Source organism: Shewanella sp. ISS20, assembly GCF_056522965.1.
Window position 1 is genome coordinate 1,941,725 of record NZ_JAWRZK010000001.1, and the last position, 25,358, is coordinate 1,967,082.

General features: G+C 46.1%; 22 protein-coding genes and 1 riboswitch. Of the genes, 9 read left to right on the forward strand and 13 right to left on the reverse strand.

Translation table 11 applies throughout. The features are described from left to right. Nucleotides 1-124 precede the first annotated feature (124 nt). The gene (locus tag AC1HDP_RS09015; protein ID WP_479638486.1) at nucleotides 125-5,122 is read left to right on the forward strand and encodes a S8 family serine peptidase; all 4,998 of its coding nucleotides are present in this window, start codon (nucleotides 125-127) and stop codon (nucleotides 5,120-5,122) included. A 117-nt stretch (nucleotides 5,123-5,239) separates the two neighbouring features. Here the strand turns inward: AC1HDP_RS09015 and rsuA are convergent, their stop codons facing one another. Further along, nucleotides 5,240-5,941 carry a 16S rRNA pseudouridine(516) synthase RsuA gene (gene rsuA, locus AC1HDP_RS09020; protein WP_479638487.1) on the reverse strand — a complete coding sequence of 234 codons (702 nt, stop codon included), beginning with the start codon at nucleotides 5,939-5,941 and terminating at the stop codon, nucleotides 5,240-5,242. 205 nt (nucleotides 5,942-6,146) lie between these two features. Between rsuA and AC1HDP_RS09025 the strand changes: the two genes are divergently transcribed. The 5 genes from AC1HDP_RS09025 to AC1HDP_RS09045 all read left to right on the forward strand — a co-directional run bounded on the left by AC1HDP_RS09025 (nucleotide 6,147) and on the right by AC1HDP_RS09045 (nucleotide 11,930). Next, nucleotides 6,147-8,252, forward strand: a complete 2,106-nt coding sequence (locus AC1HDP_RS09025) for a M13 family metallopeptidase (protein ID WP_479638488.1) — start codon at nucleotides 6,147-6,149, stop codon at nucleotides 8,250-8,252. A 160-nt stretch (nucleotides 8,253-8,412) separates the two neighbouring features. Beyond that, entirely contained in the window at nucleotides 8,413-8,820 is a 408-nt protein-coding gene (locus AC1HDP_RS09030; protein WP_140933452.1) for an SMI1/KNR4 family protein, read from the forward strand. A 24-nt stretch (nucleotides 8,821-8,844) separates the two neighbouring features. Continuing rightward, nucleotides 8,845-9,348, forward strand: coding sequence for a DUF4447 family protein (locus AC1HDP_RS09035; RefSeq protein ID WP_140933453.1), 504 nt, complete (start codon nucleotides 8,845-8,847; stop codon nucleotides 9,346-9,348). A gap of 292 nt (nucleotides 9,349-9,640) precedes the next feature. Continuing rightward, nucleotides 9,641-10,105 carry a YehS family protein gene (locus tag AC1HDP_RS09040; RefSeq protein WP_140933454.1) on the forward strand — a complete coding sequence of 155 codons (465 nt, stop codon included), beginning with the start codon at nucleotides 9,641-9,643 and terminating at the stop codon, nucleotides 10,103-10,105. 136 nt (nucleotides 10,106-10,241) lie between these two features. Then, nucleotides 10,242-11,930, forward strand: a complete 1,689-nt coding sequence (locus tag AC1HDP_RS09045; RefSeq protein ID WP_479638489.1) for an NAD-dependent malic enzyme — start codon at nucleotides 10,242-10,244, stop codon at nucleotides 11,928-11,930. 54 nt (nucleotides 11,931-11,984) lie between these two features. On the opposite strand, the gene AC1HDP_RS09050 is transcribed toward AC1HDP_RS09045, so the two are convergent. Both AC1HDP_RS09050 and AC1HDP_RS09055 read right to left on the reverse strand, forming a co-directional pair. After that, nucleotides 11,985-12,416, reverse strand: coding sequence for a DUF3069 domain-containing protein (locus AC1HDP_RS09050; RefSeq protein WP_479638490.1), 432 nt, complete (start codon nucleotides 12,414-12,416; stop codon nucleotides 11,985-11,987). Between the two features lie 16 nt (nucleotides 12,417-12,432). After that, entirely contained in the window at nucleotides 12,433-12,930 is a 498-nt protein-coding gene (locus AC1HDP_RS09055) for a phosphatase PAP2 family protein (protein ID WP_479639864.1), read from the reverse strand. A gap of 291 nt (nucleotides 12,931-13,221) precedes the next feature. Here AC1HDP_RS09055 and queG point away from each other — a divergent pair, with 291 nt between their 5' ends. Beyond that, nucleotides 13,222-14,385 carry a tRNA epoxyqueuosine(34) reductase QueG gene (gene queG, locus AC1HDP_RS09060; protein WP_479638491.1) on the forward strand — a complete coding sequence of 388 codons (1,164 nt, stop codon included), beginning with the start codon at nucleotides 13,222-13,224 and terminating at the stop codon, nucleotides 14,383-14,385. 46 nt (nucleotides 14,386-14,431) lie between these two features. Here queG and AC1HDP_RS09065 read toward each other — a convergent pair whose 3' ends face one another. After that, complete coding sequence (locus AC1HDP_RS09065) at nucleotides 14,432-14,644, reverse strand: dodecin (RefSeq protein WP_140933458.1); 213 nt, start codon at nucleotides 14,642-14,644, stop codon at nucleotides 14,432-14,434. Nucleotides 14,645-14,829: 185 nt separating this feature from the next. Between AC1HDP_RS09065 and AC1HDP_RS09070 the strand changes: the two genes are divergently transcribed. Beyond that, nucleotides 14,830-15,720, forward strand: a complete 891-nt coding sequence (locus tag AC1HDP_RS09070; protein WP_479638492.1) for a LysR substrate-binding domain-containing protein — start codon at nucleotides 14,830-14,832, stop codon at nucleotides 15,718-15,720. A gap of 47 nt (nucleotides 15,721-15,767) precedes the next feature. On the opposite strand, the gene AC1HDP_RS09075 is transcribed toward AC1HDP_RS09070, so the two are convergent. The 6 genes from AC1HDP_RS09075 to AC1HDP_RS09100 all read right to left on the reverse strand — a co-directional run bounded on the left by AC1HDP_RS09075 (nucleotide 15,768) and on the right by AC1HDP_RS09100 (nucleotide 21,507). Further along, a complete protein-coding gene (locus AC1HDP_RS09075; protein ID WP_479639865.1) occupies nucleotides 15,768-16,493 on the reverse strand; it encodes an HDOD domain-containing protein in 726 nt (241 codons plus the stop codon). Between the two features lie 141 nt (nucleotides 16,494-16,634). Next, a complete protein-coding gene (locus AC1HDP_RS09080) occupies nucleotides 16,635-18,575 on the reverse strand; it encodes a TonB-dependent receptor family protein (protein WP_479638493.1) in 1,941 nt (646 codons plus the stop codon). A gap of 103 nt (nucleotides 18,576-18,678) precedes the next feature. Further along, nucleotides 18,679-18,858, reverse strand: a riboswitch (cobalamin riboswitch). A 49-nt stretch (nucleotides 18,859-18,907) separates the two neighbouring features. Further along, nucleotides 18,908-19,168, reverse strand: coding sequence for a hypothetical protein (locus AC1HDP_RS09085; RefSeq protein WP_479638494.1), 261 nt, complete (start codon nucleotides 19,166-19,168; stop codon nucleotides 18,908-18,910). A 187-nt stretch (nucleotides 19,169-19,355) separates the two neighbouring features. Then, nucleotides 19,356-20,513, reverse strand: a complete 1,158-nt coding sequence (locus AC1HDP_RS09090) for an iron-containing alcohol dehydrogenase (protein ID WP_479638495.1) — start codon at nucleotides 20,511-20,513, stop codon at nucleotides 19,356-19,358. Between the two features lie 223 nt (nucleotides 20,514-20,736). Next, nucleotides 20,737-21,306 (reverse strand): DUF4287 domain-containing protein, encoded by a 570-nt coding sequence (locus AC1HDP_RS09095; RefSeq protein WP_479638496.1) that lies wholly within the window; start codon nucleotides 21,304-21,306, stop codon nucleotides 20,737-20,739. 78 nt (nucleotides 21,307-21,384) lie between these two features. Then, nucleotides 21,385-21,507 carry a hypothetical protein gene (locus AC1HDP_RS09100; protein WP_479638497.1) on the reverse strand — a complete coding sequence of 41 codons (123 nt, stop codon included), beginning with the start codon at nucleotides 21,505-21,507 and terminating at the stop codon, nucleotides 21,385-21,387. A gap of 15 nt (nucleotides 21,508-21,522) precedes the next feature. Between AC1HDP_RS09100 and trmY the strand changes: the two genes are divergently transcribed. Continuing rightward, nucleotides 21,523-22,128, forward strand: coding sequence for a tRNA (pseudouridine(54)-N(1))-methyltransferase TrmY (gene trmY, locus AC1HDP_RS09105; protein ID WP_479638498.1), 606 nt, complete (start codon nucleotides 21,523-21,525; stop codon nucleotides 22,126-22,128). Between the two features lie 157 nt (nucleotides 22,129-22,285). On the opposite strand, the gene AC1HDP_RS09110 is transcribed toward trmY, so the two are convergent. The 3 genes from AC1HDP_RS09110 to AC1HDP_RS09120 are packed head-to-tail and all read right to left on the reverse strand — an operon-like array spanning nucleotide 22,286 to nucleotide 24,955. Then, a complete protein-coding gene (locus AC1HDP_RS09110) occupies nucleotides 22,286-22,933 on the reverse strand; it encodes a GDYXXLXY domain-containing protein (protein ID WP_479638499.1) in 648 nt (215 codons plus the stop codon). After that, the gene (locus AC1HDP_RS09115) at nucleotides 22,926-23,984 is read right to left on the reverse strand and encodes a DUF4401 domain-containing protein (protein WP_479638500.1); all 1,059 of its coding nucleotides are present in this window, start codon (nucleotides 23,982-23,984) and stop codon (nucleotides 22,926-22,928) included. The genes AC1HDP_RS09110 and AC1HDP_RS09115 overlap by 8 nt, the downstream gene beginning before the upstream one ends. Beyond that, the gene (locus tag AC1HDP_RS09120; protein ID WP_479638501.1) at nucleotides 23,981-24,955 is read right to left on the reverse strand and encodes a DUF2157 domain-containing protein; all 975 of its coding nucleotides are present in this window, start codon (nucleotides 24,953-24,955) and stop codon (nucleotides 23,981-23,983) included. Before AC1HDP_RS09120 ends, AC1HDP_RS09115 begins: the two co-directional genes overlap by 4 nt. Between the last annotated feature and the right edge of the window lie 403 nt (nucleotides 24,956-25,358).

Below are 25,358 nucleotides of genomic sequence, written 5' to 3' on the forward strand. Positions count from 1 at the left end.
TAACCACCGTCGTCATAGCTAACGCGCATTACCTCAATAGCTAAAACGCATTGGAACTATCTTGGGCTTACTGCCAACAATCGATTGCGACATTAACAATTTTGCAACCACCCTAGGTAAGCACATGAAACTGAAAAAAATCAGCATGATGACGCTCGCAGCCTTGTATGCTGCTGGCGCAGGAAGCATCTCTGCCTCGCCCGTCACACAAGGACAGTCAGTCAATGGCATCAAGGCCGTTAAGATCACGCCTGAAATATTGTCTCAAGCACAAGAAAAACAATCTCACCCCGCTTTAGAGCAAGCCTTACGTCCTGGTCAATCGGGCGTTAACGTCCACCGTGCGCTGCAATCGGGTAACACTAAAGTGCCGTTCCAGTGGGAAAAAGATATCGATGGCGAGCAGACCTATATCATCCAGCTAATCGATGCTCCGGTCGCTCTTTATCAAGGTGAGAGAGCAGGCTTTAAAGCCACGTCTCCTCGCAGCCAACAACCTAATATACGAAGCAATCAACGCTATGGCGTATTGAATGCCAAAAGCCCTGCAGTTAAAAGCTATCGTCAATTTCTAACCGAACGCCAAGATACCGTCGCTGAAGAAATTCGCAGCCTAGCCCCCCAAGCTGAAATTAAGCGTCGCTTTAACCTAGCCTTAAATGGCATGACGATGAGCTTAACTCAAGAGCAAGCAGCTGAAATTGCCAAACTGTCGAGCGTTAAAGCCATAGCACGGGCCAAAAAATATGAACTGTTTACTGACGTTGGCCCTCAACACATAGGCGCTGATAAGATTTGGCAAGGTCAAGGCGTGCCAAGTAATGTACCAATGCGTGGTGAAGGCATAATCGCAGGTATCATAGATACAGGTATTAACTCAGATCATCCTTCGTTTGCCGCAGAAGCTGCCGATGGTTATCAACATATTAACCCTTTAGGTAATGGCAAATATGTCGGCGACTGCGTCGAATCCCCTGCTATGTGTAACAACAAGCTTATCGGTATCCGCTCTTACGATATCATTACCGACACCTATAAAGACCCGCTATTCCAACCTGACTTACCTGAATCAGATGTCGGCTATAAGCGCGCCCCAACAGGTGAAGACTATAACGGTCATGGCTCGCATACGGCTGGAACCGTTGCTGGTAACTTACTCTATAACGTGCCTTACAAATTATCTGAACCTAAAGAGCAAGGCGATGGTTTTAACACGCCTTTAGTTTTCCCCGAAGTATCCGGGGTCGCTCCTAGAGCTAACGTTATTGCCTACCAAGTATGTTTTCCTGGGGATGGCAGTTTTGGTGAAGAATTTGGCGGTTGTCCAGGGGATGCCTTAGTGGCCGCCATTGAAGATGCCATTTTAGATGGCGTTGATGTGATCAACTTCTCCATCGGTGGTTTAGAAAGCTTGCCTTGGCATGATGCCATTGAAATGGCCTTCCTTGCGGCCCGCGAAGCAGGTATCTCAGTGGCAGCGTCTGCCGGTAACTGGGGACAATACGGTGATGGTTATATTGACCACGTGTCGCCTTGGTTAACTTCTGTGGCTGCCAGTACTCATGGCCGTAAAATTGAACCAGTTGCTGGTAAATTGGCTAACTTTGTGGGTGATAACGCCCCAAGTGAAATGAAGGGCCAAGGTATTACTGGCAGTTTCACCGGCACTGTAGTGAATGCCGCAGACTTTGGTGATGAACTCTGTAGTGAACCATTCCCAGAAGATACTTTTGAAGCTAACCAAATTGTATTGTGTAAGCGTGGAGGGATAGCTCGCGTTGATAAGGGCGTTAACGTTGCAGCCGGTGGTGCTGGCGCCATTATTTTATATAATGCCACTAAGGTTGATGATGGAACGGGCGCTAATAGCTTAAATCTAAATGCCTTCCCTATTCCGGGTTTACATGTTGATTTTGACGCAGGACGAAATTTAGTGACTTGGGTTGCTGCCAGCCCAACTAACCAAGCTTCAATTTATGCTTCTGAAATCACGATTAAAGAACGTGAAGCCGATGTGTTAGCTAACTTCTCATCACGCGGCCCAAGTCGAACGAACCCCAATGTAATGGTGCCTAATGTGTCAGCCCCTGGAGTTGATGTGTTTGCCGCCTACGCTGATGAAATGCCCTTTAGCAAGTATCCATCCACCAGCGACTATGTGGCTATCAGCGGCACTTCTATGTCAGGCCCTCATGTAGCTGGCGCGCTGGCCTTGTTAACTCAAGCGCATCCAGAGTGGACACCAGCTATGATCCAGTCAGCCTTAATGATGACGGCTGGTGCAGGTAAAACCCCAGGGCGCGATTACAACTATAAGCCAGTGTTACTAGATTCAAGCTTCTATGAAATGGGCAGCGGCGTTATTAATTTGGAGCGCGCCGTAAAAGCCGGTTTAGTGCTGGATGAAAACGGCGATAACTATCGCGCCGCCAACCCTGCTGAAGGCGGTGATGTCACGGCTCTTAACGTGCCATATTTAGCTAATGCTAATTGCCAAGGTACTTGTACTTGGATGCGAACCTTTACCGCCACCGAAGATGGTGAATGGCAAGCTGGCACCGAAGTGATGAGCGCCGAAGGCGCGCCATTCTTGCAGCTAGATGTTTATCCAAAAAGCTTTAGCGTTCGCGCGGGTCAAACCCAGAGCATTATGGTCACAGCCAAAATTTTAGATGTCGAGTCGGTTAATGCTTCATCTGCATTTAACGAAGTCTTTGGCAAACTAGTCCTGACCCCCACCAATACCAGTGCCCTACCCCAACAGCATTTACCTGTGATGGCGCGCTTTAGCGGTAGCGACTTACCGAAAATTGTCACAGGTCAAATTCATCGCGATACAGGCACCATCTTGACCCCTGAACTATTAAGCAAAGAAATCGATTCTCTTAATATCAAGGTCAGTGGCTTAGTCGCCGGTGAGCTTGAAACTCACGCTTTAGGTTTGCCTGATAGCTATAGCTTTAGAAAGCCAGAAACCTTAATGAACAACAAAGGGATTAACGTACAATTCTTTGATATTCCCGAAGGCACTAAACGTGTAGTTTGGGAGCAAGTATCCGAACAAAAAGGCATGGCCACTTCGCTTGATATAGGTATGGATCTTAACAATAACGGCTTAGTTGAATGGTTTGATGAAGCCATCTGTTATTCATTTACCGATGTGCAAGAGTATTGCGCTATCAACGATCCTATCCCTGGTCGCTACTGGGTTATGGTCGGTAATTACCAACGTAATAATGACGATGCAGCAGCAATAACCAAAGAAGTTGTCACTAGCTTAGCCATAATCGGCGATGCTGATAGCAACAACTTGACAGTCACAGGCCCACAAACCACAGATGGTTTAACTCCTTACCAGCTACAGATGGATTGGAAAGTGGCCGCAGCCAAAAAAGGCGACAGATTTTATGCCCAAGTTGAGGTCGGTAACAGCGCGGACAATATAGGCAATATTGGTACTATGGCGGTTAATCTCGTTCATGCAGGTGATGATATGATCATCCATGCAAGTAAACCCCAAGCCGCCGAGGGCGATATTGTTAGCTTTAGTGTCAATATGGCCGCCAATACTCTAGGTCTAGAGCGTACTGTCAATATGGCATTAACCTTGCCAGAAGGCTTACAGCTAGTAAATGACAGTGTCAAAGTATCTAGCAATAACCAAGATTTAAAAGACCAACTGGTAATTGCAGGACAAAAGCTGAGTCTAAGCACCACGCAAATGGCCAGTAATGCCCAAAAGCGACAGTATCAATTTACCACCAGTGATGATGATTTGACTTGTCGTATTCCAATTGGTAGTAATCCTTATTATCTTGACCTATTCACCGAAGCTAACATTGAGCCTATACCAAGCATTCAAGGCCGTGCTAATGAAGGCATAATATTGCCGTTAAGTGCTTTTGGTGTCGACAGGATCCCTTTGTATAATAACGACCCAGCTTATATGGAAAGCGACACGCTTAACATCTCGCCAGCAGGTTTTATTCAACTCGATAGCACGCCATTATTCTGGCCAGCTCACTATCCAATGGAAGCTTCTTTCTTCCCAGATACTGTGATTGCGCCGCTTTGGCGTGGTGATGGTTTGATAGTACCCGAGTTTAACCTGGACACCGAAGCCTTTGATGGTGTGTCTTTGGCAAGCACGACTGACGGGCGTTACTTGATAGTCGAATGGGATAACATGCGTCAGGAATTTGCCTTTGGGATTAACTTTGAGCCAGATCCTAACGCCCGATATAGCTTTGAACTGTTAGCTTCAACCGAATTAGACTTCGCGCCAGGTGAACATGAAATTATCTTTGCCTATGACAAGCTAACTGGTAGTAAAGGTCACTTAGGTTCAATTGGTACCCATGGTTTCCATGGCCCGCGCGGCACCTTTGGTCCATCCTACGGCTATATTGGCGATAGCTTTGCCTTTAACGATATAGATCAGAAAATTAAAGAAGGCTTAGTGGTTTGTGGTAACTATTTTGGCCCTGAGCAATCAGCCATTACTATGACTTTTGATGCTCGCATCGGTGCTAAAGCCGTCGGTCAAACGTTAACACTGGCAATGACCAGTGATTATACCGGCAGTAATAGCGTTACCAATTTTGCCGAGGTCAAAGTGCCTTCAAACTTAAGCATTGGTAGCCTTGCTGATATGCAAACCCCTGAAAATAAAGCCCTGGGCTTTGAAGTCATGGTGCGCGATCGCGAAAACAGTGCCAATGGTATCCAAGTAACAGGCGAGAACATCACTGCCGCAGTGAAAGGTAATAGAGTGACTTTGACGCCAAAAGCTAATTGGCATGGCAGCACCAAGGTCACCGTTAAAGCCTACGATCTAGCATTCAACAATGATGCAGTGACTACAAGCTTTACCCTAACTGTGGTATCTGATGGCGTCGAACCGACACCGACGCCTGTGCCACCAACTACTCCAGAACCAACACCGGTACCACCACCAACTACGGTTCCGCCAACAACGCCAGTGCCACCACCAACTCTGGAGCCAACGCCAGACCCTGAAATCACCCCAGATGGCGGTAGTTTAGGTGGCGGTTTGCTGATGCTATTAGGCTTGGGCGCCGCTATTCGCCGTCGTAGCCCTCATAAGAAATACCATTCATAACAAATGATATTGGCTTAAAAACAAAAAGGGCTTGCCAGTGGCAAGCCCTTCTTTATTGGCTGCGGTTAATGCTAAACAACACTTAATGCGCAAGCACTTATATTAACTCACGCCAACTTAAGCGCCGATACTGGCAACTTCTGCAGCGGTTAACAGACGCCATTCACCTTCAGCTAAATCACTATCCAGTTCAATCGCGCCGATTTGTTCACGATGCAAAGCCACCACCTTATTACCCACAGCAGCAAACATCCGTTTTACTTGATGATATTTGCCTTCATTAATGGTTAATAACGCCTCATGGGAGGCCAAAATTTCAAGCTTAGCTGGCAAGGTCGGGTTATCTTCACCGCGCAGCGCTAAACCCGTAGCAAAAGGTTCGATGAGCTCTTCAGTTACAGGTTCAGCTAGTTCCACCCGATAGCGCTTAGCGCACTGCTTTTTAGGGGATGTCACTTGATGCGACCATTGGCCATCATCAGTTATTAGCACTAGCCCTGTGGTATCGACATCTAAACGGCCAGCAATATGCAGTTTTTCCACTTGAGGCACATCCAGCAGATTTAATACTGACTGATGCACTTCATCTTGGGTTGAACAAATATAGCCTTGCGGCTTATGGAGCATGATGTAGCGATTACCCAGCACTTGGATAACCTCATCATTGAAAGTCACAATACTGCCATCCACTAGCTGTAATGAGGCATCTTTTACCATGATGCCATCAACCTTTATCTCTCCACGCTTAAGCGCTCGTTTAGCTAAAGAACGAGTCAAGCCAGTAGATTCACATATGTATTTATCAAGACGCACTGTCATACCCACCCAATCAAATAGCTGCCGATTATAGCCAAACTAAGCTAACAAGGCTTGTGATACCGCCCATAAGCCTCGACAAAATTTTAGTTACATTTTTTATTCAGTAGAACGACTGAAAAAACACCCATTAGCTTTACATTATTGCAACACCACATACCATAGGCGTCATTGCCCATGTCAGGGCTCACTATAACAAGGGATATTTATGCGCAAGTTAATCTTAGGCAGCGTATGTGTGTCAGCAATCTCGCTGTTAACGGCCTGTAATCCAAGCGATATTAGCCAGCAAGCCGCAACGCCAACTACAGAGGCTGCAAGCCCTGCGGTATCTAAAGTTGCCGCTGCGGTTAAGCAAGAGCTGAGCTCCGGAATTGATTTTGAAAACTTTGACAGTTCAGTGCGCCCGCAAGATGACTTTTATACCTATGTGAATGGCGCTTGGATAAACAATGCCGAAATTCCTGGCGATCAAGTGAGCATTGGCGCCTTTTATGATTTACGTGAGCAAGCCCAGCAAGACGTTAAAACCATTATTGAAGAAGTGGCCGCAACGCCTAACCTCACCCCAGGCAGTGACGAGCAAAAGGTGGCCGACTTATATCGCGCCTATATGGATGTAGCCACCATAGATAAACTTGGTGTCACGCCACTTAAGCCATATTTTGCTGAGATCAATGCTATCGCCAGCCCATCGCAATTAATGAGCTATTTTGCCCAAAGCCAAATCATGGGCGGCGGCACACCATTTGCGTTTTATATTAATGCCGATGCCAAAGATTCAACCCGTTATGCTGCCCACATTTGGCAAGCGGGATTAAGCTTACCCGACCGCGATTATTACTTATCTGCTGAACCCAGATACCTAGAAATTCGCGCAGCCTATCTTGCTCATATTGCCAAAATGTTTACCTTGGCAGGCTTAGCCAATCCAGAAGAAAGCGCTAAGCAAGTGTTAGCCCTAGAAACCGACATAGCTAAGCTGCATTGGGATAAAGTGGAAACGCGCGATAGCACTAAAACCTACAACCTTGTTGCCACTAAAGATTTAGCGACCTTAAGTCCTGGCATTGATTGGCAAGCTTACTTAACCGCCCTTGGCGTTGATAAACAAGCTCAAATTATTATTAACCAGCCAAGCTTTATTACTGGTATGGGTAAGCTGATTAACCAAGATACTCTGCCAGAGTGGAAAACCTACCTCACATGGCAGTTATTAACTCAGTTTGCGAGCGACTTAAGCACGCCTCTTAACGATGAAAACTTCGCGTTTTTCGCCAAGTCCCTTAACGGTCAAGCCGAGCCAAAACCTAGATGGAAGCTTGGGGTAGATAACGTTAATGGCGTGCTCGGTGAAATTGTCGGCAAGATTTATATCAAGCGTCACTTCACCCCAGAAGCCAAACAAAGAATGCAGCAGTTAGTTGAAAACCTGCGCTCCGCTTATGGCCAAAGCATTGATGAACTCAGCTGGATGAGCCCAGAAACTAAAGTCGCTGCCAAAGAAAAGCTGGCTAAGTTTAATCCTAAAATTGGCTATCCTGACCAATGGCGCGATTATTCAGCCCTGACCATAAGCGCTAGCGATCTGGTCGGCAACATAGTCAACGCCAATCGCCTTAATCATCAATTAGAGTTAGAAAAGCTTGGCGGCCCAATAAGAAAGTGGGAATGGTTTATGACGCCGCAAACCGTCAATGCCTACTACAACCCGACCATGAATGAAATCGTGTTCCCTGCGGCGATTTTGCAACCGCCCTTCTTTACTATGGATGCCGATGATGCCGTCAATTACGGCGGTATTGGCGCTGTGATTGGCCATGAAATGGGCCATGGTTTTGATGACCAAGGCGCTAAATTTGATGGTGATGGCAACCTTAAAGATTGGTGGACAGAAAAAGACTTAGCCGAGTTTACTCTGCGCGGTAACACCCTCATCAAGCAATATAATGGCTATAAAGTCTTTGATGATTTACACGTGAATGGCGAGCTTACTTTAGGCGAGAATATTGGCGATTTATCTGGGGTCACTATCGCCTATAAAGCCTATCAAATGTCCTTAAATAACCAACAAGCCCCTGTCATTGATGGCTTAAGTGGTAATGAGCGTTTCTTTATTGGCTTTAGCCAAATCTGGCGCAGCAAGCTTAAAGATGAAGCCATGCGTAACCGGGTTGCCACTGACCCGCACTCACCGGGTAAGTTCCGCGCCATTGGCTCGCTCGCTAACATGCCAGAATTCTATCAAACCTTTGATGTAAAACCTGGCGATGGCATGTATCTGCCTGAGGACCAAAGAGTCAAAATCTGGTAATCGTGATTATCACGCCAGATTCGCTGTAATAACCCATAGCAATCCCCTAAGGCTGCGCCATTTTGGCGCAGCCTTTTTATCGAGTTCGCCTCACAAACGATTAGCCAGCCTTAACCACAAAAGGCTATACTGCCGCCAAATTTAGATAGCGGAACATCACATGAATGAATTGATTGAACGCCTGCAGGAACTTAACCAAACCGTTCCCGTCCCGTTGGAATTACCTGAGTATGACCAACTGGTGCAAGCCGAAGAACAACTATTAATCGGCTTTCCTCGAGAACTAAAAGAGTTTTTGCTGTATGCCAGCGATGTGATTGTTGGCCGTATTGAGCCAGTAACAGTATCAGACCCGAGCTCCCACACCTATTTACCTGAAGTCGCCTCTTACGCTTGGTCCATTGGCCTGCCGCGGGATTTATTGCCGATTTGTCAAGTTGGTGATGATTTTTATTGTATAGATCAAGAAGGTAGGGTTTATTTATGGCAAGATGGCTATCTTGACGAAGAAACCACTTGGGAATCCTTCTGGGAATGGGTGGACAACGTGTGGCTAGCCCACTGCTAATTGGTAAGCAATAGGATAATAATTATGGCAAAGCAACCTGATTTAAATGCTGTTGAGATGCAATATTTACGCATGTCTCTCGGCCTAGATGCACAGCTACTTGCACAGTTAACCCAAACAACCGTAGAGCAAGTGCTTGCTTGGGAAGCGGGTACCACTATTGCGCCTGAATTAGTGCAAAAGAAACTGCTCGAAATCGATGAAACCATTGAACTGCGTGTTGCTGATACTTGTGATGGTATTGAAACCTTGTTTAAGCAGGAGCCTAAGCGCCGCTTAGCGTTCGTGGTGTACCCAACTCAAGCTGTGTATACCCAATACAATCCAGAATTTTTAAGCTCATTGCCGTTAACTGAGCTTTACACTACTTGCGCTTGGCGCATCAAAAAAGAATGTAAGCTAATTCTTGATGTGGAAGTCACTTTAGTGCAATTGGACGCTGAAGCTTATAAGAGCTATCGCGCCGAGCATAACTTAGGTGAAAGCCCAAATAATCGCGCCAAGTGGGCCGCGACTCAAATCAAGTAACTCAAATTAAGTAACTCGATTAAAAAACTAATCAAATGACTGAATTAATTGATCCTTTTTAATAAGGCTCAATTGATATAAAAAAGCGGCCTTGTAGCCGCTTTTTTTATGCGCCATGTAAAGCGCCAACACGCAGCCCTTTGGAGGCGCGCTCAGCGTTTGCATCGATCTCAGCCCGCAATCTGTGCTATTATCCCGCGCAATATTTCTACAAGCTTTTTAACTAGCTATGTCAACCCGCTAGAGCCGCGATAAATGCTGCTCAGTCATCGCATATAAATGCTGGAAAACCATGATAAACAACGATAAATTTAGACAGATTCGCTACATCTTCAACTATAACAACACTCATGCCTTAAAAATATTTAAGAAGATGGGTGCGGCTATGACTGAGGCTGAATTATTGGCCTTTATGAAAAAAGAAGAAGACGCTGGGTTTGTATTGCTAAGCGATGAACTGTTATGCCGCTTTTTAGATGGCATTATTATTGAAAAACGCGGTTTGAAAGAAGGCGCAGAATTGCCAAAGCCTCTGACTGAACTCAATAACAATATGATTTTACGTAAAATCAAAATTGCCTTGCAGTTAAAAGATGATGATATTTTAGCGGCTCTTAAGATGGCTGATTTTCGTCTTTCTAAATCAGAATTAGGCGCATTATTCCAAAAGCCTGAGCACAAGAATTATCGCAATTGTGGCGATCAAATTCTGCGCTACACCATTAAAGGCTTAGGCTTAATTCACCGCGAAAAATAAGACCCTCATCGTCATTGATGCTCGGCTGCGATTGATTTTGCACAAAAAGCAGCCGACAAATACAACAAAGATCACATTCCGTGTTAACCTTAACGCATTGAACTTTCTATAACTCTAATGCCAAACAAGGTTTACCATGGAAGATAATAAACGCCCTCTGTATCTCCCTTTCGCAGGTCCTGCCATTCTCGAAGCACCGTTAATCAATAAAGGCAGTGCATTTAGCCACGAAGAACGGATGTTTTTCAATCTCGAAGGCTTAGTGCCACACGTGATTGAAACCATTGAAGAGCAAGCCTCGCGTGCCTACGATCAGTTCAAAAGCTTTAGTCGTGATGTCGATAAGCATATTTATCTGCGTAATATTCAAGACACCAATGAAACCCTGTTTCATCGGTTAATTCAAAACCATATTACCGAGATGATGCCCATCATCTACACCCCGACTGTGGGTAAAGCCTGCGAGCGTTTCTCTCAGGATTATCGCCGTAACCGCGGTTTATTTGTGTCCTATCCCAATAAAGACCGCATTGATGACATCTTAAATAACTCCACCCGTCATAAAGTTAAAGTCATAGTAGTTACCGATGGCGAGCGCATTTTAGGCCTTGGCGATCAAGGCATTGGTGGCATGGGGATTCCTATTGGTAAGTTGTCACTGTACACAAGTTGCGGCGGCATAAGCCCGGCGTATACCTTGCCTATCACCTTAGATGTGGGCACGGATAATCCTAATTTATTAGAAGATCCTATGTATATGGGCTGGCGTCATCCGCGCATTGGTGGTGAGGAATACGCCAACTTTGTGGAAGCCTTTATGCAAGCCGTGCAGCGCCGCTGGCCTAATGCCCTGATTCAATTTGAGGATTTTGCGCAAAAGAATGCCATGCCACTACTTGAGCGCTATAAAGATAAATACTGCTGCTTTAATGATGATATTCAAGGCACAGCGGCGGTGACTGTTGGCTCATTGCTGGCAGCCTGCAAAGCCGCCGGTAGCCAGCTTAAAGATCAACGAGTGGCCTTTCTTGGCGCCGGTAGCGCTGGCTGCGGCATAGCTGAAGCCATCATTGCGCAAATGGTGTCTGAAGGCATCAGTGATGAGCAAGCACGCAGCCAAATCTACATGGTCGACCGCTGGGGATTATTACTCGATAACATGCCGAATCTATTGAGCTTCCAAGCTAAGCTTGGGCAAAAAGCCGATGCGATAGGCCAGTGGCAAAACGGCAATGATAATGTCTCTTTACTTGATGTCGCGAATAACGCAAAACCTACCGTATTAATAGGTGTAAGCGGCGCGCCAGGCTTATTTACTGAAGAAATTATTAAGGCCATGCATAGCCATTGCCCACGACCTATTATCTTCCCGCTGTCTAACCCCACTAGCCGTGTAGAAGCTACCCCTAAAGACTTAATCCACTGGACTCAAGGTCAGGCGTTAGTGGCCACAGGTAGCCCGTTTGAGCCTGTGGTGTATGAAGGTAAAACCTATGAAATTGCGCAGTGCAATAATAGTTTTATCTTCCCAGGCATAGGCCTTGGCGTATTAGCGAGCGGCGCGCGCCGCGTTAGCGATGAAATGCTAATGGCATCCAGCCGCGCCTTGGCTGAATGCTCACCGTTAGCCAGCGATGGTGAAGGCGGCTTATTGCCGAAACTTGAAGATATTCATGCCGTGAGCCAATACATTGCCTTTGCTGTTGGCCGCGTGGCTATGGATCAAGACCTAGCACTGCCGACCACCAATGAAATATTAAGACAAGCGATTGAAAGTAACTTTTGGAAGCCCGAGTATCGCAGCTATAAGCGCACCTCCTTCTAAATCGTTACCCATAAAAAAACCGCCTTTCGGCGGTTTTTTTTATGCTGACAAGCCTTACGCAATCACTTGCTTAATCGCATTAAGCATAGAGCGATCGGTACGGGCTTTTTTCAGCTTCTTAATGCTTTCTTTGAGCGCCTGCTCAATCAGCTTAGCGAAGATACCCGCATAAGCCTGTTCATTAACAGCATCCTCTGAATCCTGACGGTCAGCGATTTCTTGGCCAGCCATGGTCAGCTTTAACCAAGCGTGACCAATGAAGAAACCATGAAACTCAGCGTCACTGATTAACGCGCGGGCACTGGCAGGAATGGCCTGATAATGAGTGGAAAACAAGCTATCACTATCTAGCATTAATTGCTCATACAGATCGGCAAAAGCTTCATGCAAGCTTTCTGGCATCTCATTCATAGGAAACACTTGCGCCGCAACGTTAATGGCAGCGAGGCGAGCGGTTTCGCGGTATTGAGCACTTACTTCAGTCATAGGAATTCTCTAACGATTAGAAACGGCCGCTAATATACAGACCATACTGGCCATTGCCTACTATTGGCGTGATATTTATATTTTCATAAGGGTCAGTAAAGTACCAACCCGCTAATGCGCCAATGGCTGCGCCCGCAAGCACATCACCGACATAATGCTTGTCACTCTCAACGCGGCTATAAGCCACAAAAGTCGCGGCAACATAGGCTGGCGCGCCATATTGCCAGCCATAGCGCTGCTGAATAAATGTCGCTGCCATAAAACTATCTGTGGTGTGGCCAGACGGAAACGAGTCATTGCCACTGCCATCTGGGCGCTCTTTATAAACCGCAAGTTTTAAGCCTTCAGTAATTAAGCGCGCTGATACCGCAGCTTTTGCGAGCTGCCACATGCCTGCATCGCCCTCTTCATAAAACACTGTGGCGGCAAGCGCACTAACTGGCAAAGCTAAGTGCACTATGTCACCACTGGTCTCTAAGCTCGAGCTTGCCAACGCAGGCGTTGAGAGCGCCATAGCTCCCACGGCCAAGAGCCATTTTTTTACTGAGGTCATTCGCGATTCCTAAAAATTAAATCCAATCAAATTTAAGTACGTTGTGGCCAAGCCACTATCAAGGGCTTTGACCATCACTATGGCTTAGTCATACCTAAGCCATAAACAAGGACGCGATTATAACAGAAACAAGCTATTAGCGCTGAACTCACTCTGTCGCTTACCTTTAGGCTAAATGTCCATGTGGCTGTGATTTGGCGCTCACCCTTAGGCAAGGTAAACTAGCCACATTATTTCTATACCTTGTACGCCATGTCGCCAGCTTGTCCACTCAGTTCAACTCAATTAGCCCACTTAGCCACTCAAATTAAACTATGGGGGCAAGAACTAGGCTTTGCCGCAATCGGTATTACTGATACCGACTTAAGCAGCCATGAACCTAAGCTGCAAGCGTGGTTAGACCAAGGCTATCACGGTGACATGAACTATATGGCGCAGCACGGCATGATGCGTGCCCGCCCCCATGAGTTGCACCCAGGCTGCGTTCGAGTCATTAGTGCGCGCATGGATTATTTACCGACTAACGCCCGTTTTACCCGTGAACTTAAAGAGCCGATGCATGGCTATATCTCTCGCTATGCTGGCGGCCGTGATTACCACAAGCTATTAAGGCAACGCCTTAAAAAGCTTGGCGATAAAATTGCGGCAGAGCTTGCCACCTTTAGTGAGTGGCACACAGACTATCGCCCGTTTGTGGATTCAGCGCCCATATTAGAGCGGCCATTAGCGCACAAGGCTGGTCTTGGCTGGACGGGAAAACACACCTTATTACTCAGTGAAGAAGCTGGCAGTTGGTTTTTTCTAGGTGAGTTACTGATTAACTTACCGCTCCCCATAGATACACCCAATCAGCAAGACTGTGGGGCTTGCACCGCTTGCATCACCAGCTGCCCAACGGGCGCCATAGTTGCGCCTTTTACCGTTGATGCTAGGCGCTGCATCTCTTATTTAACCATTGAATTAGATGGCCCGATTGCTGAACATCTGCGCCCCCTCATAGGGAATCGAATTTATGGCTGTGATGATTGCCAATTGGTGTGCCCTTACAACCGCGCCGCGCCTTTAAGTCAGGAAGCAGATTTTCAAACTCGCGATGTTTGGCAAGATACTAATCTTTTAAGCTTATTTGCATGGGATGAAACATATTTTTTAGCCAAAACGGAAGGCAGCCCTATTCGGCGCATTGGCCATAGGCGCTGGTTAAGAAATATTTCAGTAGCGCTCGGCAATGCGCCAAGTCATAGCGATATTATTGCGGCGCTTAAGGCTAAATTAGAGCAGTACCCACACGATAGCATGCTGCTAGAGCACTTTACTTGGGCGCTTACTCGCCAGTTACAAGCAGAAGTTAATCAAGACCGTAAAACAGCGCGCTTGATTCGCATTATTGAAAAAGGATTAAGCCGCGACGCCTAATCCTATTGATAAATGCCATTAGGCTGCCTTGTGTGCAGCCCAATGCTTAACTGTGAGGCGTTAAGGTAAAACCAAGCTTAATCGTCACCTGCCAATGAGCCACGGCATTATTTTCTAAATGACCGCGAGTTTCGATAACTTCAAACCAACGTAAATGATCTAAGGTTTCGGCTGCCGATGCGATGGCATTGCGGATGGCTTCATCACTACTAATGGGCGACGATCCTGTCAATTCAATAATCTTATAGGTATGGCTCATAACTTGCTCCTTGGTGTTTTTTACTCAGTATAGACGGCTGCGCTTAAAAAATGAGTCAAGCCCACCATGGTTAATAGTTAGCTAAGTGGTTGTAAATTTAAAGCGGCAACCATCTAGACGTCCAGAAGTTTGCTGTGCTAATCTTGAGCAACAATGAACCAAACCTAAGCGCTAAGAGTGGACTTATGATTGAGCTCAGACATTTACGAACCCTTTTGGCTCTTAAGGAAAGCGGCAGCTTAGCAGCAGCGGCTAAACTGCGTTTTGTGACCCAATCGGCGCTTTCTCATCAGATTAAAGAGCTAGAAACTAGAATCAACTCGCCGGTATTTATTCGTAAGAGTAAGCCCTTATGTTTTACCGAAGAAGGCGCAAGGCTGCTGAAATTAGCTGAAGATATCTTGCCAAAAGTGCAGCACGCCGAGCAGCAGTTAAAGCATGGCTCAACGCAAGCGCCCCCTAAAATTCGCGCCGCCGCGCATTGGCCAGTATTAAATGGCTGGTTAGCCCAAGTGGCTGAAAATAAGCGTCAGGAATTAAGTAGCAGCGAATTACAGTTAACCAGTCAGCATCCACAAGCGGCGCTACATTCACTCGTGAGCGGCCAGCAAGACTTGGTATTAACTTCTAAGCTCAGCCGCGACCCAGCGCTTGCCTATCAGCATGTATTTGATTATGAGATTCGCTTATTGGTGGCCGCTAATCATCCACTAGCAGAGCGCCAACAAATTCAAGCGCAAGATTTAGCGGGCCTGACCTTATTTAGTTTTCCGCTCTTGCCTGCCAAAACCGAATTAGTGCAGCATTTTTTAGAACCTGCAGGTATTACTCTGGGCAAGGAAATTCCTTGTGATAGCTTAGGGCAAGTGGCGAAATTACTGCTGCAAGCACAAGGTGTAGCAGCGCTACCGCACTGGGCGCTGAAGGAGCTTAAGGCCTATCCATTAGTAAGTTTACGTTTAGGTGATAAAGGCTTTTTCAGACCACTGTTTGCCGCTTATCGCAAAAGCGATGCGCTTAATCAGCCGCTGCAAGCCTGCATTCAATCCTTAAGTCATCAAGAACTGCAGCACTAAGCTAAATAGCACCCATGATAGAGCTAGTTAGGCATAGCCTCGCTAGCTCACAAAGGATTGAGTAATAAGCCGCGGCGCGATAACACCCGTCGTAAAATCAGGCCGGCGGAATTGGGATTAGTGGATTGATTGAGATTATGGGCAATCAAAAACTCATCTATCAGTTCTTGATCTAATTGCAGCGCTTCAAAGGCATCTAAGGTTAATGACTGCTGCTCATGATCGATAATACTTTTCATGACTTCAAGTGGAATGGTTTGCTCAGCTTTGGCATTTAAATAGGCAAAAGCCGTTAATGCGATAATTTGGCCAAACACGCTAAATAAGGCGATGGTTTGCAATTCATCGGCATCGACTTTTAGGCCTTCGAGCTCTTTTAGGCACAGCATGGCATCTTCAGCAATATTCTCGTTTAACTTCCAATAGCCAAACACTAACTTTTTATAGGGTTGTGGCAATTCATCCAGCCGCTCTTTTAAATAAAAAGAGAAGGCATAACGATAGATATTGATTTGACCGAGACGAATCAAGGCTTCTTTAATACTGCGATTTTTACTTTGACCGCTAGAGCTTGCGGCCGTATTTGAGCGCCATAATAAATGGGCTGAAAGTGCGGGATCGCTCGCCACAATATCAATCACATTTTGAATATCGCCATCGGCAATAATGGCCTTTTTTAGGGGGAGTAAGGTTCCTTTTCGGCCAAGAATTTGTTCTTCATTGCCCATAATGGAACGAATTTGCTGGAACACCAACTGCTCTAATTCTGTCATGATAGAGGGAGCCTGATTATGGTTATTTTTATCGTGTGCTAACACAAGTGTCTCCCCTAAAAATAACCATAGGGTCAAGCTTTTACAAGTATTGCGCCCGAGATATTAACAATCTTGCTAATCCTCTCGGGCGAATCTTAGTTAAAACTGATATTGCAGGGTCAATTGCAGATTGCGACCCGTACCAGAATAATAGCCATTGCCGTTTGCACTGTAATAACTAGAAGCCACATATTGCTTATCCAATACGTTATCAATACGCATGCTCAAGCTCCAATCATCCAAATAATAATTCGCCGCCAGATTCATTAATCCGTAAGACGGCAATTTACTATCAACATTGGCACTATCACCTTCCACAAAGCGTGATGAAGTAAATACCCCTTCAACTTGCCACTGCCAATGCTCACCAAGTGTTTGGCTCAGTTGCACTCGCCCTGTGTGCGGCGCCACCCAAGATAAACGCTTATTTTGATTAACCCCTTCGGTTAACTTAGCATCGATATATTGATACTCACCAATCAGCTCAAAGTCTTGCGGTAATTGCCACGTCGCTGAGGTATTAACGCCATAGCGCCGCGATGCTTCAGCATTAATATTGGCGCCATTAAAGGCGCCACCTTCTGGGGTTAATTCGGGATTACTATCAAAGATAATTTCATCTTCTAAATCTAAGCGATAAAGGTTAAGGCTTAAATTAAGCGCGGAATACGCCCAGTCCACTCCAGTTTCATAAGAGCGCCCAGTTTGTGGTTTAAGCCCAATCACACCTTTAGGGGTGTAAGCTTGCTCATCCACTTTGGCAAAGCGAAAGTTATCATCCATGCGAATGTACCAACGCACATCATTGCTTGGACGATAATTTAGCCCCAATTCAAAAGCGGTCGCATCTTGTGATAACTCAACCCCACCTGGGTATACGTTATTATCAAACAAATGATCGCGCGCTTCAGCGTAACGGCCACCCACCACATAACTTAAGCTTGAGTTTAATGGCACAGTGGCCTGCACATAGCCACTGCTCACGCTTTGGGTATTTTCACGCCCAAAACTAAATTCTGAAGTGCCGCGGGTAAAATCACCGCCCACTATCATGGTCATAGGGCCGCGGTCGGTCGCAAAGTTAGCTAACACCTTAGGCATGATACTAAAAAGGCTGCGCTCATTGCGCCCAGCGCTGCCCCAGTTCACAGAGGTCACTAAGCTATCGCTATAATCGGCATCAGCCACTAAGGTCCACACAGAATTTAGTTGATGACTAGCGCCAAGACGCCAAGCATTGGTCATATCATGCTGATAGTCTTTAGTGTCAGGACTAGACGCTTGCCTTGGGTCGGCGGCAAATTGCGCGGCGGTTAACGCGCCTGGAGATTGTACTTTATTATCAAAATAACTCGCCTCAGCGTAAAAACTGCTCTTAGTATCATCATAATTAATGCGCGCTAAAGCAGAGCCGGTGTCGGAGTCATTATGGGCGCGATAATTATCTGAGCTATGTAAACTGGCAGAACCGTAATAACTCCAGTCTTGATTAAAGCGGCCATAAACGTCGCCTTGGCCTTGATAACTCTCAAAACTGCCGCCGCCTAATTGCACATTAGCGCCGTTATTTTCAGGTTTACGAGTAATGATATTAATCACCCCGCCTACCGCTTGGTCGCCATATAATACGCCGGCACTGCCCGATAAGACTTCAATGCTTTTCACTAAACTTAAGGGAATGGCGCGCAGCGCAGGCGCCGCAAGATCAATATTATTGAGTCTGCGGCCATCAAGTAAAATTAAGGTGTTATTGGACGCTTGCGAGCCTGTAAAGCCGCGCATAGCAATAGTCGCTTGGGTATTATTATCCGAGATTTGGATGCCATTTACGCCGCGCAGTAAGTCAATTAGATTGGTGGCACCGCTATTGGCTATAGCGAGTTCACCTATGACTTGCACATTGGCAGCCATGGCCATAATGTCGGCATCGCTGCGACCTAAGACTAAGATATGTTCTACATCGTTATTGCTCGCAGCCACTTGACCATTTAATAACAGCCCAAGTAAAACCGCGAGTTGAGTCGCTTTCATCTGTGTCATCTTCCCATTTACCTGTTTTATTCTAAGGAAATGGGGCAATATCGCCGCGCACAGTCAATTAAGCCTGCGTGAAATCGCACCTCAGGATCTGCCCACCGAAATCACTGAAATCGCTTTAAAGGCCGGTCTCCGGACTTAGGTTCTGCTATTACGCACGTAAACAGTTATTAACGCCTAAACGCACTGTTTACTCACCATTCACCGTTGCGGGGGCAGTATCAGCATCGCACTGATTTCCCGATTATCCCACTCAAAAGCAGGCACCATTTAAAGTTGACGAGTGCAAAAAATTTGCGCTCGAATTATAGCCATCTATACGTATGAATGTCTAATTAATTTGAACCGCCATCACAGCGATCATCTTGTTGAATATGAACTAAATGATTTTTAGCGCAGTGAGCGAGATAAAAGGCGCAAGCAGTAAACGCCGCCGTAAATACCAATAAAATGGCATAACCTAAGGGCATAAGAAGATTGAATCCCAATACACTTAAATAGCTTACGACGAGGGCGATGAGCGCCCAAGCCAGCAGACTGGGCTTAATGGTCACTATTTGTTTGGCGATAACAACTGGGGGTGACTGACTATCCATAGTAATGACTCTGCAAATATCCCTGTGCGATTACGATATGCTGTCCAAGCTGAGCTCACATTATCAAATTATTAAAAAATTACCAATAGCGCGCGCATTTTAAACTACTGCGCTATTGGTTATTAAGACAGTAATTACAGAAATAATTACACCAACCATTACAGCTATAACAATCTTATCCGTTGGCTTATAAGGCTAAGGTTAAAATTTCACGGCTCTTAATCACATCGATATCTTCGTGCTCACCTAAGGCCACCATGCCGTGCTGCTCTAACTGAGCTAACACGTTATCGATTGCTGCTTGAGATAAATCATAAGCAGCTAAACGCGTAGGTAACCCCATGGTTTCAAAAAAGGCGCGAGTATTAGCGATAGCTTGAGTGATTTTTTGCTGCTCACTGCCATCACGAATCTGCCATACGCGCTCGGCATATTGCAGTAATTTCTCGCGTTTTGCCGTTTGAGTCACTGTCAGCAATGCCGGCAGAATAATGGCTAAAGTGCGGGCATGGTCGATATCATACAGCGCGGTTAACTCATGACCTATCATGTGGGTCGCCCAGTCATGGGGTACGCCGGAGGCTAAGGTGCCATTAAGGGCTGTGGTGGCTGTCCACATTAAATTGGCCCGAATATCGTAGTTTTGTGGGTCGTTTAATACTTGCGGCCCAAGCTCAATCAATATTTGCAGCAAACCTTCAGCAAATTTATCCTGCACCGCGGCGTTCACTGGGTAAGTTAAATACTGCTCGGTAATATGCACAAACGCATCCACCACACCATTGGCAACTTGACGCGGCGGTAAGGTGTAAGTTTTGGTGGGGTCAAGAATCGAAAACTGCGGATACACACATGGGTTTCTAAAAGGCAATTTAGCTTGCAGTGATTGGCGAGTCACTACAGCAGCGCAGTTCATTTCACTGCCGGTGGCTGGTAAAGTTAATACCGTGCCTAATGGCAGCGCCTTTGTGACATTAGCGCCAAAGCTTTGCAAAATCTCCCAAGGCTCACCGTCATAAAGCGCCGCAGCCGCAACAAACTTAGTGCCATCAATCACAGAGCCACCGCCAACCGCCAGCAAGAAATCAATCTTATGCTCATGCACTAGCGCTACGGCTTGCATTAAGGTTTCATAACTGGGATTGGGCTCAATACCATTAAATTCAAAAACAATGCGCTCACCTAAGGCTTGCTGCACTTCGGCTAAAGTGCCAAAGCGCCGCGCACTATCGCCGCCCAATAAAATCAATACCTGGGCATCCTGAGGAATTAAGCTATCAAGCTGCTGCACTTGACCTTGCCCAAAGCAAATACGAGTCGGATTATAATGATCAAAATTAAACATGTACGTCCTTTACTCGGCCTGTTACTGCGATATGGCGCATAGGCTCTACTAATTGAATCAATAAGAAATTTCCCTCGCAGAGTAGATGATATGCCGCTGAGCGTCTAGCCATAATCCATGCCAGCCATGGCAAACTTAAGGTATGAATTGATGAGAAAAAGGTGCGATTTGAAGAAGTGTTATTAAGGAGTGGCGCTGCTTAGCACTAATAAAGGAGGCGCAGTTAACCCGCCGCCAAATAAGCGGCCTCTAACCAAGAAATGACCTTAGTATCTATCTCAACTACTGAGCTTAAGCGCAGTTTATACTGGCACATTTGCCCTGCTGGCATGACTTTTAAGCGTTCATCCGCTTCCAAGTGCTTAATATTAAGACCGATTTCAATCTGACTATTAGTGGCAGGCCCTATCATGCAAAACTGCTTATTCCGCCGATAACTTATGTAGTTTTGTTTCGGCGCTATGATAAATGGCCCCAAGCTATTAAGCGTGACAAGTAACGCCTGATGAATAATAAGTAGCGGCGCTTTTTTATCAGGATATAAGCTAGTTAACAGCTCTTCATCACTTAAGGGTATGGGCGCTGTAACGGCTTGGGATTGCTTTGCCATATGCACGACTACATTGGCATCACCATGGCCCATACCATAAGCGGTTTTTAGCATAGCGAGTCGTTCGCTATGTTTAACTAAGCCACTTTGATTCACAATCGTCATTAATTCCGCCATGGTTTTACCGCTACGAGTTTCAATATTGGCCAATTGACTTGCCAGCGCCTTTTCCATATCCGCCATACTCGCCTCCGCTAAATTAATTGAGATGTCAGCAAGTTAAGCCGTCTCCCGTTGATATTAACACCATAGGATATGGCGCTAATTTTGCCAGGCGGCACCATTAATACCGTTACTTGCGGGTGTAAAACAGCGATAATGCGCCATAGCCTCTGATGCTGACAGGCCGTCAACATCTGCATTCATTTTATTATTTTGACTCATTAGGACTTAGATCCCATGCGTGCCTTTGTATTACGAGCCCGAGCAGCCCCGACCGACAATCAAGCCTTTTTAGCCGCCGTTGGCCAAGATGCCCATACCGAAATTTTGGCGCACACATTAATGAATACCATTTTTGTGGCCCAGTCTCATCGTGATGATGTGATTGTGTATTTAGTGCTTGAAAGCACTCAAGATTACTCTCGAACCATTTGCTTTCAACCTAACCTTATCCATGATTTAGGTGGCTTTCACGAGCAAGCCTTAATCAACACCATAGCCACAGCGCTGCAATTATCAAAAGGCATGGAAAAGGAACAAGTTAGGCAGGTTAAAAGCGGTATTACCGTCAGCACCACTAGCTTTGAAAAGTTGGTTAAAGATCTCTCAGAAGATTATCAACTGTATATGATGGATAAAAAAGGCAGCTCGATTCGTGATGTCGAATTTGCGCCTAATCCATGTTTTTTACTGACAGATCATATTCCTATGCCAAAAAAGAGCTTTAATACCTTAAAGCGTCTAGGCGCAGAGAAAATTAGCCTAGGCCCTAAGATGCTATTTGCTTCTCAGTGCGTGGTACTGATCCACAATGAGCTCGATATTGCAGAAGCTGCGCGCTAACCGCGATTAACTGCAGGCAAGCCTAGATCAAATAAAGGTGTTAACGCCGCTGCCTCAACAAAAAAGGCGTGAAGAATAAGCTTCACGCCTTTTTGTTTATTTCTGCCTACAGCGCTTAGTTCGTAGCACTTAGTTACCAACGCTTAATTCCCAGCGCTTAATTCCCAGCGCTTACTGACGGCGCTAGATTGCGAAAGTCTTTATCGTGCAAACTCACCAACAATAAATCGCCATTAGTTGCGACTTTAAAGTATCCAAAGCGAGCAGACTCAAACGCCGCAGCTTGGCCTTCTTCAAAAAAGAAAGCATTACTAGCAAGCTTAATCTCGCCATCGCGCAAACGATATTTAATCAGTAATTGCTTCGCGCCGAGCGCCTTGCCATTATAAATTTGCAGGAAACTCGCTTGCTGATTATCATCGAGTGCCACCAACACTAAGCCATCATGATTTGAGCTATCAACAAAGCTGATTTCAGCACTTGTAGAAAGATTCTCGTCAGCTATCTCGCCGCTCTCGCTAGTGTCGCTACCTTCAATACTGCCGCTATTATCAACACCCTCAGCAAGATCCACTGTAGCGGTTGCGCGGGTATTATTAGTAACAAGCAGCGCGGCCGCAACTTGCTCAGCCAAGGCAAAACCTAATGCCATATAATCGCCCTGCATCAGCGAGCGCGGATCCACAGGGACAAGCGCTAAATACATGCCTTGGCCGTGGGCTATCAACTGCTCTTTTTGATAAATAGACCAATTAACCGCCGCAAGAATTACTCCTAAGGTGATGACAACCACTAACTTATTCATGGGTTACTCCTTGCTGAGTCTTAGCTCCTCGCACTAACGCCCAGCGCGCCGCCAATAAGACAACGCCTAGCAGCAATAAGCTTTGGGCTTTTAGCAATAAACTCGTGTCTAACTGGTAATAATAGTAACTGACATAACAGAGCAAAGAGGCAATCCCAAGGCCTAACAACTGGCGATTACTGCCATAAAAACCTAGCAATAAGATTAATACCGCCAAACTAATGCCAGGGGCATACATGGTTGCGGCGCACACTAGCGCAATAAGTACATACATCCATAAGCTAAGTAGGCTCACCAGAGGAAACCCAAGCCGGCTGACTATGTGATTGGCCACATAACAGAGCGCTAATCCAGTGAGCACAGCGTCAAGCCAAGGCGGCGGGATAACCCTAAATATGTCCGGGGCGTTAAACCAGTAACTCACGTCACCATACCAATTTACGCAAGCGGTAATCACTAGTCCCAGCAGTAATCCATAGCCAAGCGCATTAATATCGCTAAGCCATTTAGGATAGCTAAATTCATTGACCCACAGCCAAGCTGCTAGCGCCATTAATAGGCTCGGAATAATCCCAACTATGCCGACTAACAAAGTCCCAGCACAAGCGCATAGCGTAAAACATAAGGCGCACAAACAACGGTGTAATGTATTAGGGATTACCAGCGCTAGCAGTAATTGCATGGCCGCTAATAGTAACCAAGCATTGGCCTCAATCGTGAGTTCAAAAATCACCCACCCAATTAACATTTGGCCGGCAAAGCTCACCGCCAGCGCGATGTGTTCCATAAACTCACTGACTTGTGTGCGAAAAAAACCAGAAGCTGCTGCTATCATGCCAACACCAATCAATGCAGAGATAGGCGGCTCTTGAAAGATAACATCAAAAGAGACAGCTAAAAAAATCAGCACGAATATCGCCGCTAACCAGCCAGATAACGCCATTAACAATTTCACATACCAAGGTGAGCTTATGCTTGGCACTGGCGCCTCGCCGACCACTAATTTAGCCTGCTGTAACTCACGCCATAGACTCTCGTTATTAGGACTCATTGCTGCCATCCTCGCTGAACATTTCTAAGCCATATGGCTGAACCTACCCCTAAACCAATGATGATTAGCGCTAGCACTAAAAAACCGCCGATATCAAAGTCATTGAGCAATAAGCGCGCAAATAAACACACCACTAAGGTCTCAAAGGATAAGGCTGCGCCCGCCAACATAAATAAATCGCGGCGCCAATAACGGTAACAAACCACAGAGCCCAATAACCATAAGCCCCACACCACTACCGCGGTATTGTCTACTTGGCTGTACTCGTTGTGATTGATGATGGGTTCGAGCGCTAATAGGGTTAGCGAGGTGCCGGCAACTGTCGCAATTAAGCGAAATGACCAGCGCTCAGTCAGCGCTAAACACGGGCGCAAGATTAGCTCCCAAGCCAAGAGCGCTAAGCCGTTAACTATACATATGGCCCAGAGCAGTGACTCATACATGGGGAAGAATAACCACCTCGGCCTTAAGTCCACCAGCCACAACACTAAGGCCAAATTCACTAGCGCCAGCCACAACATCCATAATGCCGAAAAGCGCCCGACTATGACCCAAGGTAAAATCAGCGCCGCCCAAATGGCAAACAATTGCCAAGGATCGGCGCCGGTTTGATAGGTTTGACCGAAAAAAGCGAGTAAGACACCGACGGCAATAGACGCGGCCATTAATGACACTTGCGCCACTAACGCCTGTTTACCCCACTTAAGGTAACTGGCCACAGCGAGTATCACTAACACTTCAAGGCCGGCAAATTTACTAAAACGGCCGAAGTCATCCCAGTTATAAGCAATAAAAAACAGCGCCGCGATAACGAGCGCCAATGCGGCGCACCACAGTAACAGCTGATCGATAAAGGTAAACCATTGCCCACGATTCGGCCTGAGTTTACTCACTTGTAGCGCCGCAGCGACATGTTCTGGCGCAATATCTTTGGCCGCTATATAGCCTTGCAGTTGCTTTCTGATGGACATGCTTAACGCTCCCCCATGATATACATGACGAAGTATTGCTGATAATTCCTAACATTACAGCCCCTAGCCGCCAAGCTGAGTCATCAATCACCGAGCGTAAATTCATGCAAGTAATCCATTAGATAGCGATACCAAGGAGTTCACTCACGGCAAAAACATGACTGTAGCTTGCGCTATGTCGATAAGACAAAGCACTAAAAGGATAAAAAATTTGAATACTTATCAAGCGGTTTAAATAGGGGTAACATGAAAGTTATTATCAGCCTAATGACGGCGCGCAGGCTGACTTAAACAAGCCAGTTTTGAGCATAGCGCTAGGCATGGTTTTTTTGTGTGATTTATGTAGCAGCAAGCTTTACTCATGAATACTTAACCGCCCCAAGGCCGTGAGTGCTTTCCTCGA

Bases quoted from the DNA above. Each gene is read 5' to 3' on its own strand.
- AC1HDP_RS09015 (WP_479638486.1), top strand. From the start codon at position 125: ATGAAACTGAAAAAAATCAGCATGATGACGCTCGCAGCCTTGTATGCT.
- rsuA (WP_479638487.1), bottom strand. From the start codon at position 5,941: ATGACAGTGCGTCTTGATAAATACATATGTGAATCTACTGGCTTGACT.
- AC1HDP_RS09025 (WP_479638488.1), top strand. From the start codon at position 6,147: ATGCGCAAGTTAATCTTAGGCAGCGTATGTGTGTCAGCAATCTCGCTG.
- AC1HDP_RS09030 (WP_140933452.1), top strand. From the start codon at position 8,413: ATGAATGAATTGATTGAACGCCTGCAGGAACTTAACCAAACCGTTCCC.
- AC1HDP_RS09035 (WP_140933453.1), top strand. From the start codon at position 8,845: ATGGCAAAGCAACCTGATTTAAATGCTGTTGAGATGCAATATTTACGC.
- AC1HDP_RS09040 (WP_140933454.1), top strand. From the start codon at position 9,641: ATGATAAACAACGATAAATTTAGACAGATTCGCTACATCTTCAACTAT.
- AC1HDP_RS09045 (WP_479638489.1), top strand. From the start codon at position 10,242: ATGGAAGATAATAAACGCCCTCTGTATCTCCCTTTCGCAGGTCCTGCC.
- AC1HDP_RS09050 (WP_479638490.1), bottom strand. From the start codon at position 12,416: ATGACTGAAGTAAGTGCTCAATACCGCGAAACCGCTCGCCTCGCTGCC.
- AC1HDP_RS09055 (WP_479639864.1), bottom strand. From the start codon at position 12,930: ATGGCGCTCTCAACGCCTGCGTTGGCAAGCTCGAGCTTAGAGACCAGT.
- queG (WP_479638491.1), top strand. From the start codon at position 13,222: ATGTCGCCAGCTTGTCCACTCAGTTCAACTCAATTAGCCCACTTAGCC.
- AC1HDP_RS09065 (WP_140933458.1), bottom strand. From the start codon at position 14,644: ATGAGCCATACCTATAAGATTATTGAATTGACAGGATCGTCGCCCATT.
- AC1HDP_RS09070 (WP_479638492.1), top strand. From the start codon at position 14,830: ATGATTGAGCTCAGACATTTACGAACCCTTTTGGCTCTTAAGGAAAGC.
- AC1HDP_RS09075 (WP_479639865.1), bottom strand. From the start codon at position 16,493: ATGACAGAATTAGAGCAGTTGGTGTTCCAGCAAATTCGTTCCATTATG.
- AC1HDP_RS09080 (WP_479638493.1), bottom strand. From the start codon at position 18,575: ATGACACAGATGAAAGCGACTCAACTCGCGGTTTTACTTGGGCTGTTA.
- AC1HDP_RS09085 (WP_479638494.1), bottom strand. From the start codon at position 19,168: ATGGATAGTCAGTCACCCCCAGTTGTTATCGCCAAACAAATAGTGACC.
- AC1HDP_RS09090 (WP_479638495.1), bottom strand. From the start codon at position 20,513: ATGTTTAATTTTGATCATTATAATCCGACTCGTATTTGCTTTGGGCAA.
- AC1HDP_RS09095 (WP_479638496.1), bottom strand. From the start codon at position 21,306: ATGGCGGATATGGAAAAGGCGCTGGCAAGTCAATTGGCCAATATTGAA.
- AC1HDP_RS09100 (WP_479638497.1), bottom strand. From the start codon at position 21,507: ATGAGTCAAAATAATAAAATGAATGCAGATGTTGACGGCCTGTCAGCA.
- trmY (WP_479638498.1), top strand. From the start codon at position 21,523: ATGCGTGCCTTTGTATTACGAGCCCGAGCAGCCCCGACCGACAATCAA.
- AC1HDP_RS09110 (WP_479638499.1), bottom strand. From the start codon at position 22,933: ATGAATAAGTTAGTGGTTGTCATCACCTTAGGAGTAATTCTTGCGGCG.
- AC1HDP_RS09115 (WP_479638500.1), bottom strand. From the start codon at position 23,984: ATGAGTCCTAATAACGAGAGTCTATGGCGTGAGTTACAGCAGGCTAAA.
- AC1HDP_RS09120 (WP_479638501.1), bottom strand. From the start codon at position 24,955: ATGTCCATCAGAAAGCAACTGCAAGGCTATATAGCGGCCAAAGATATT.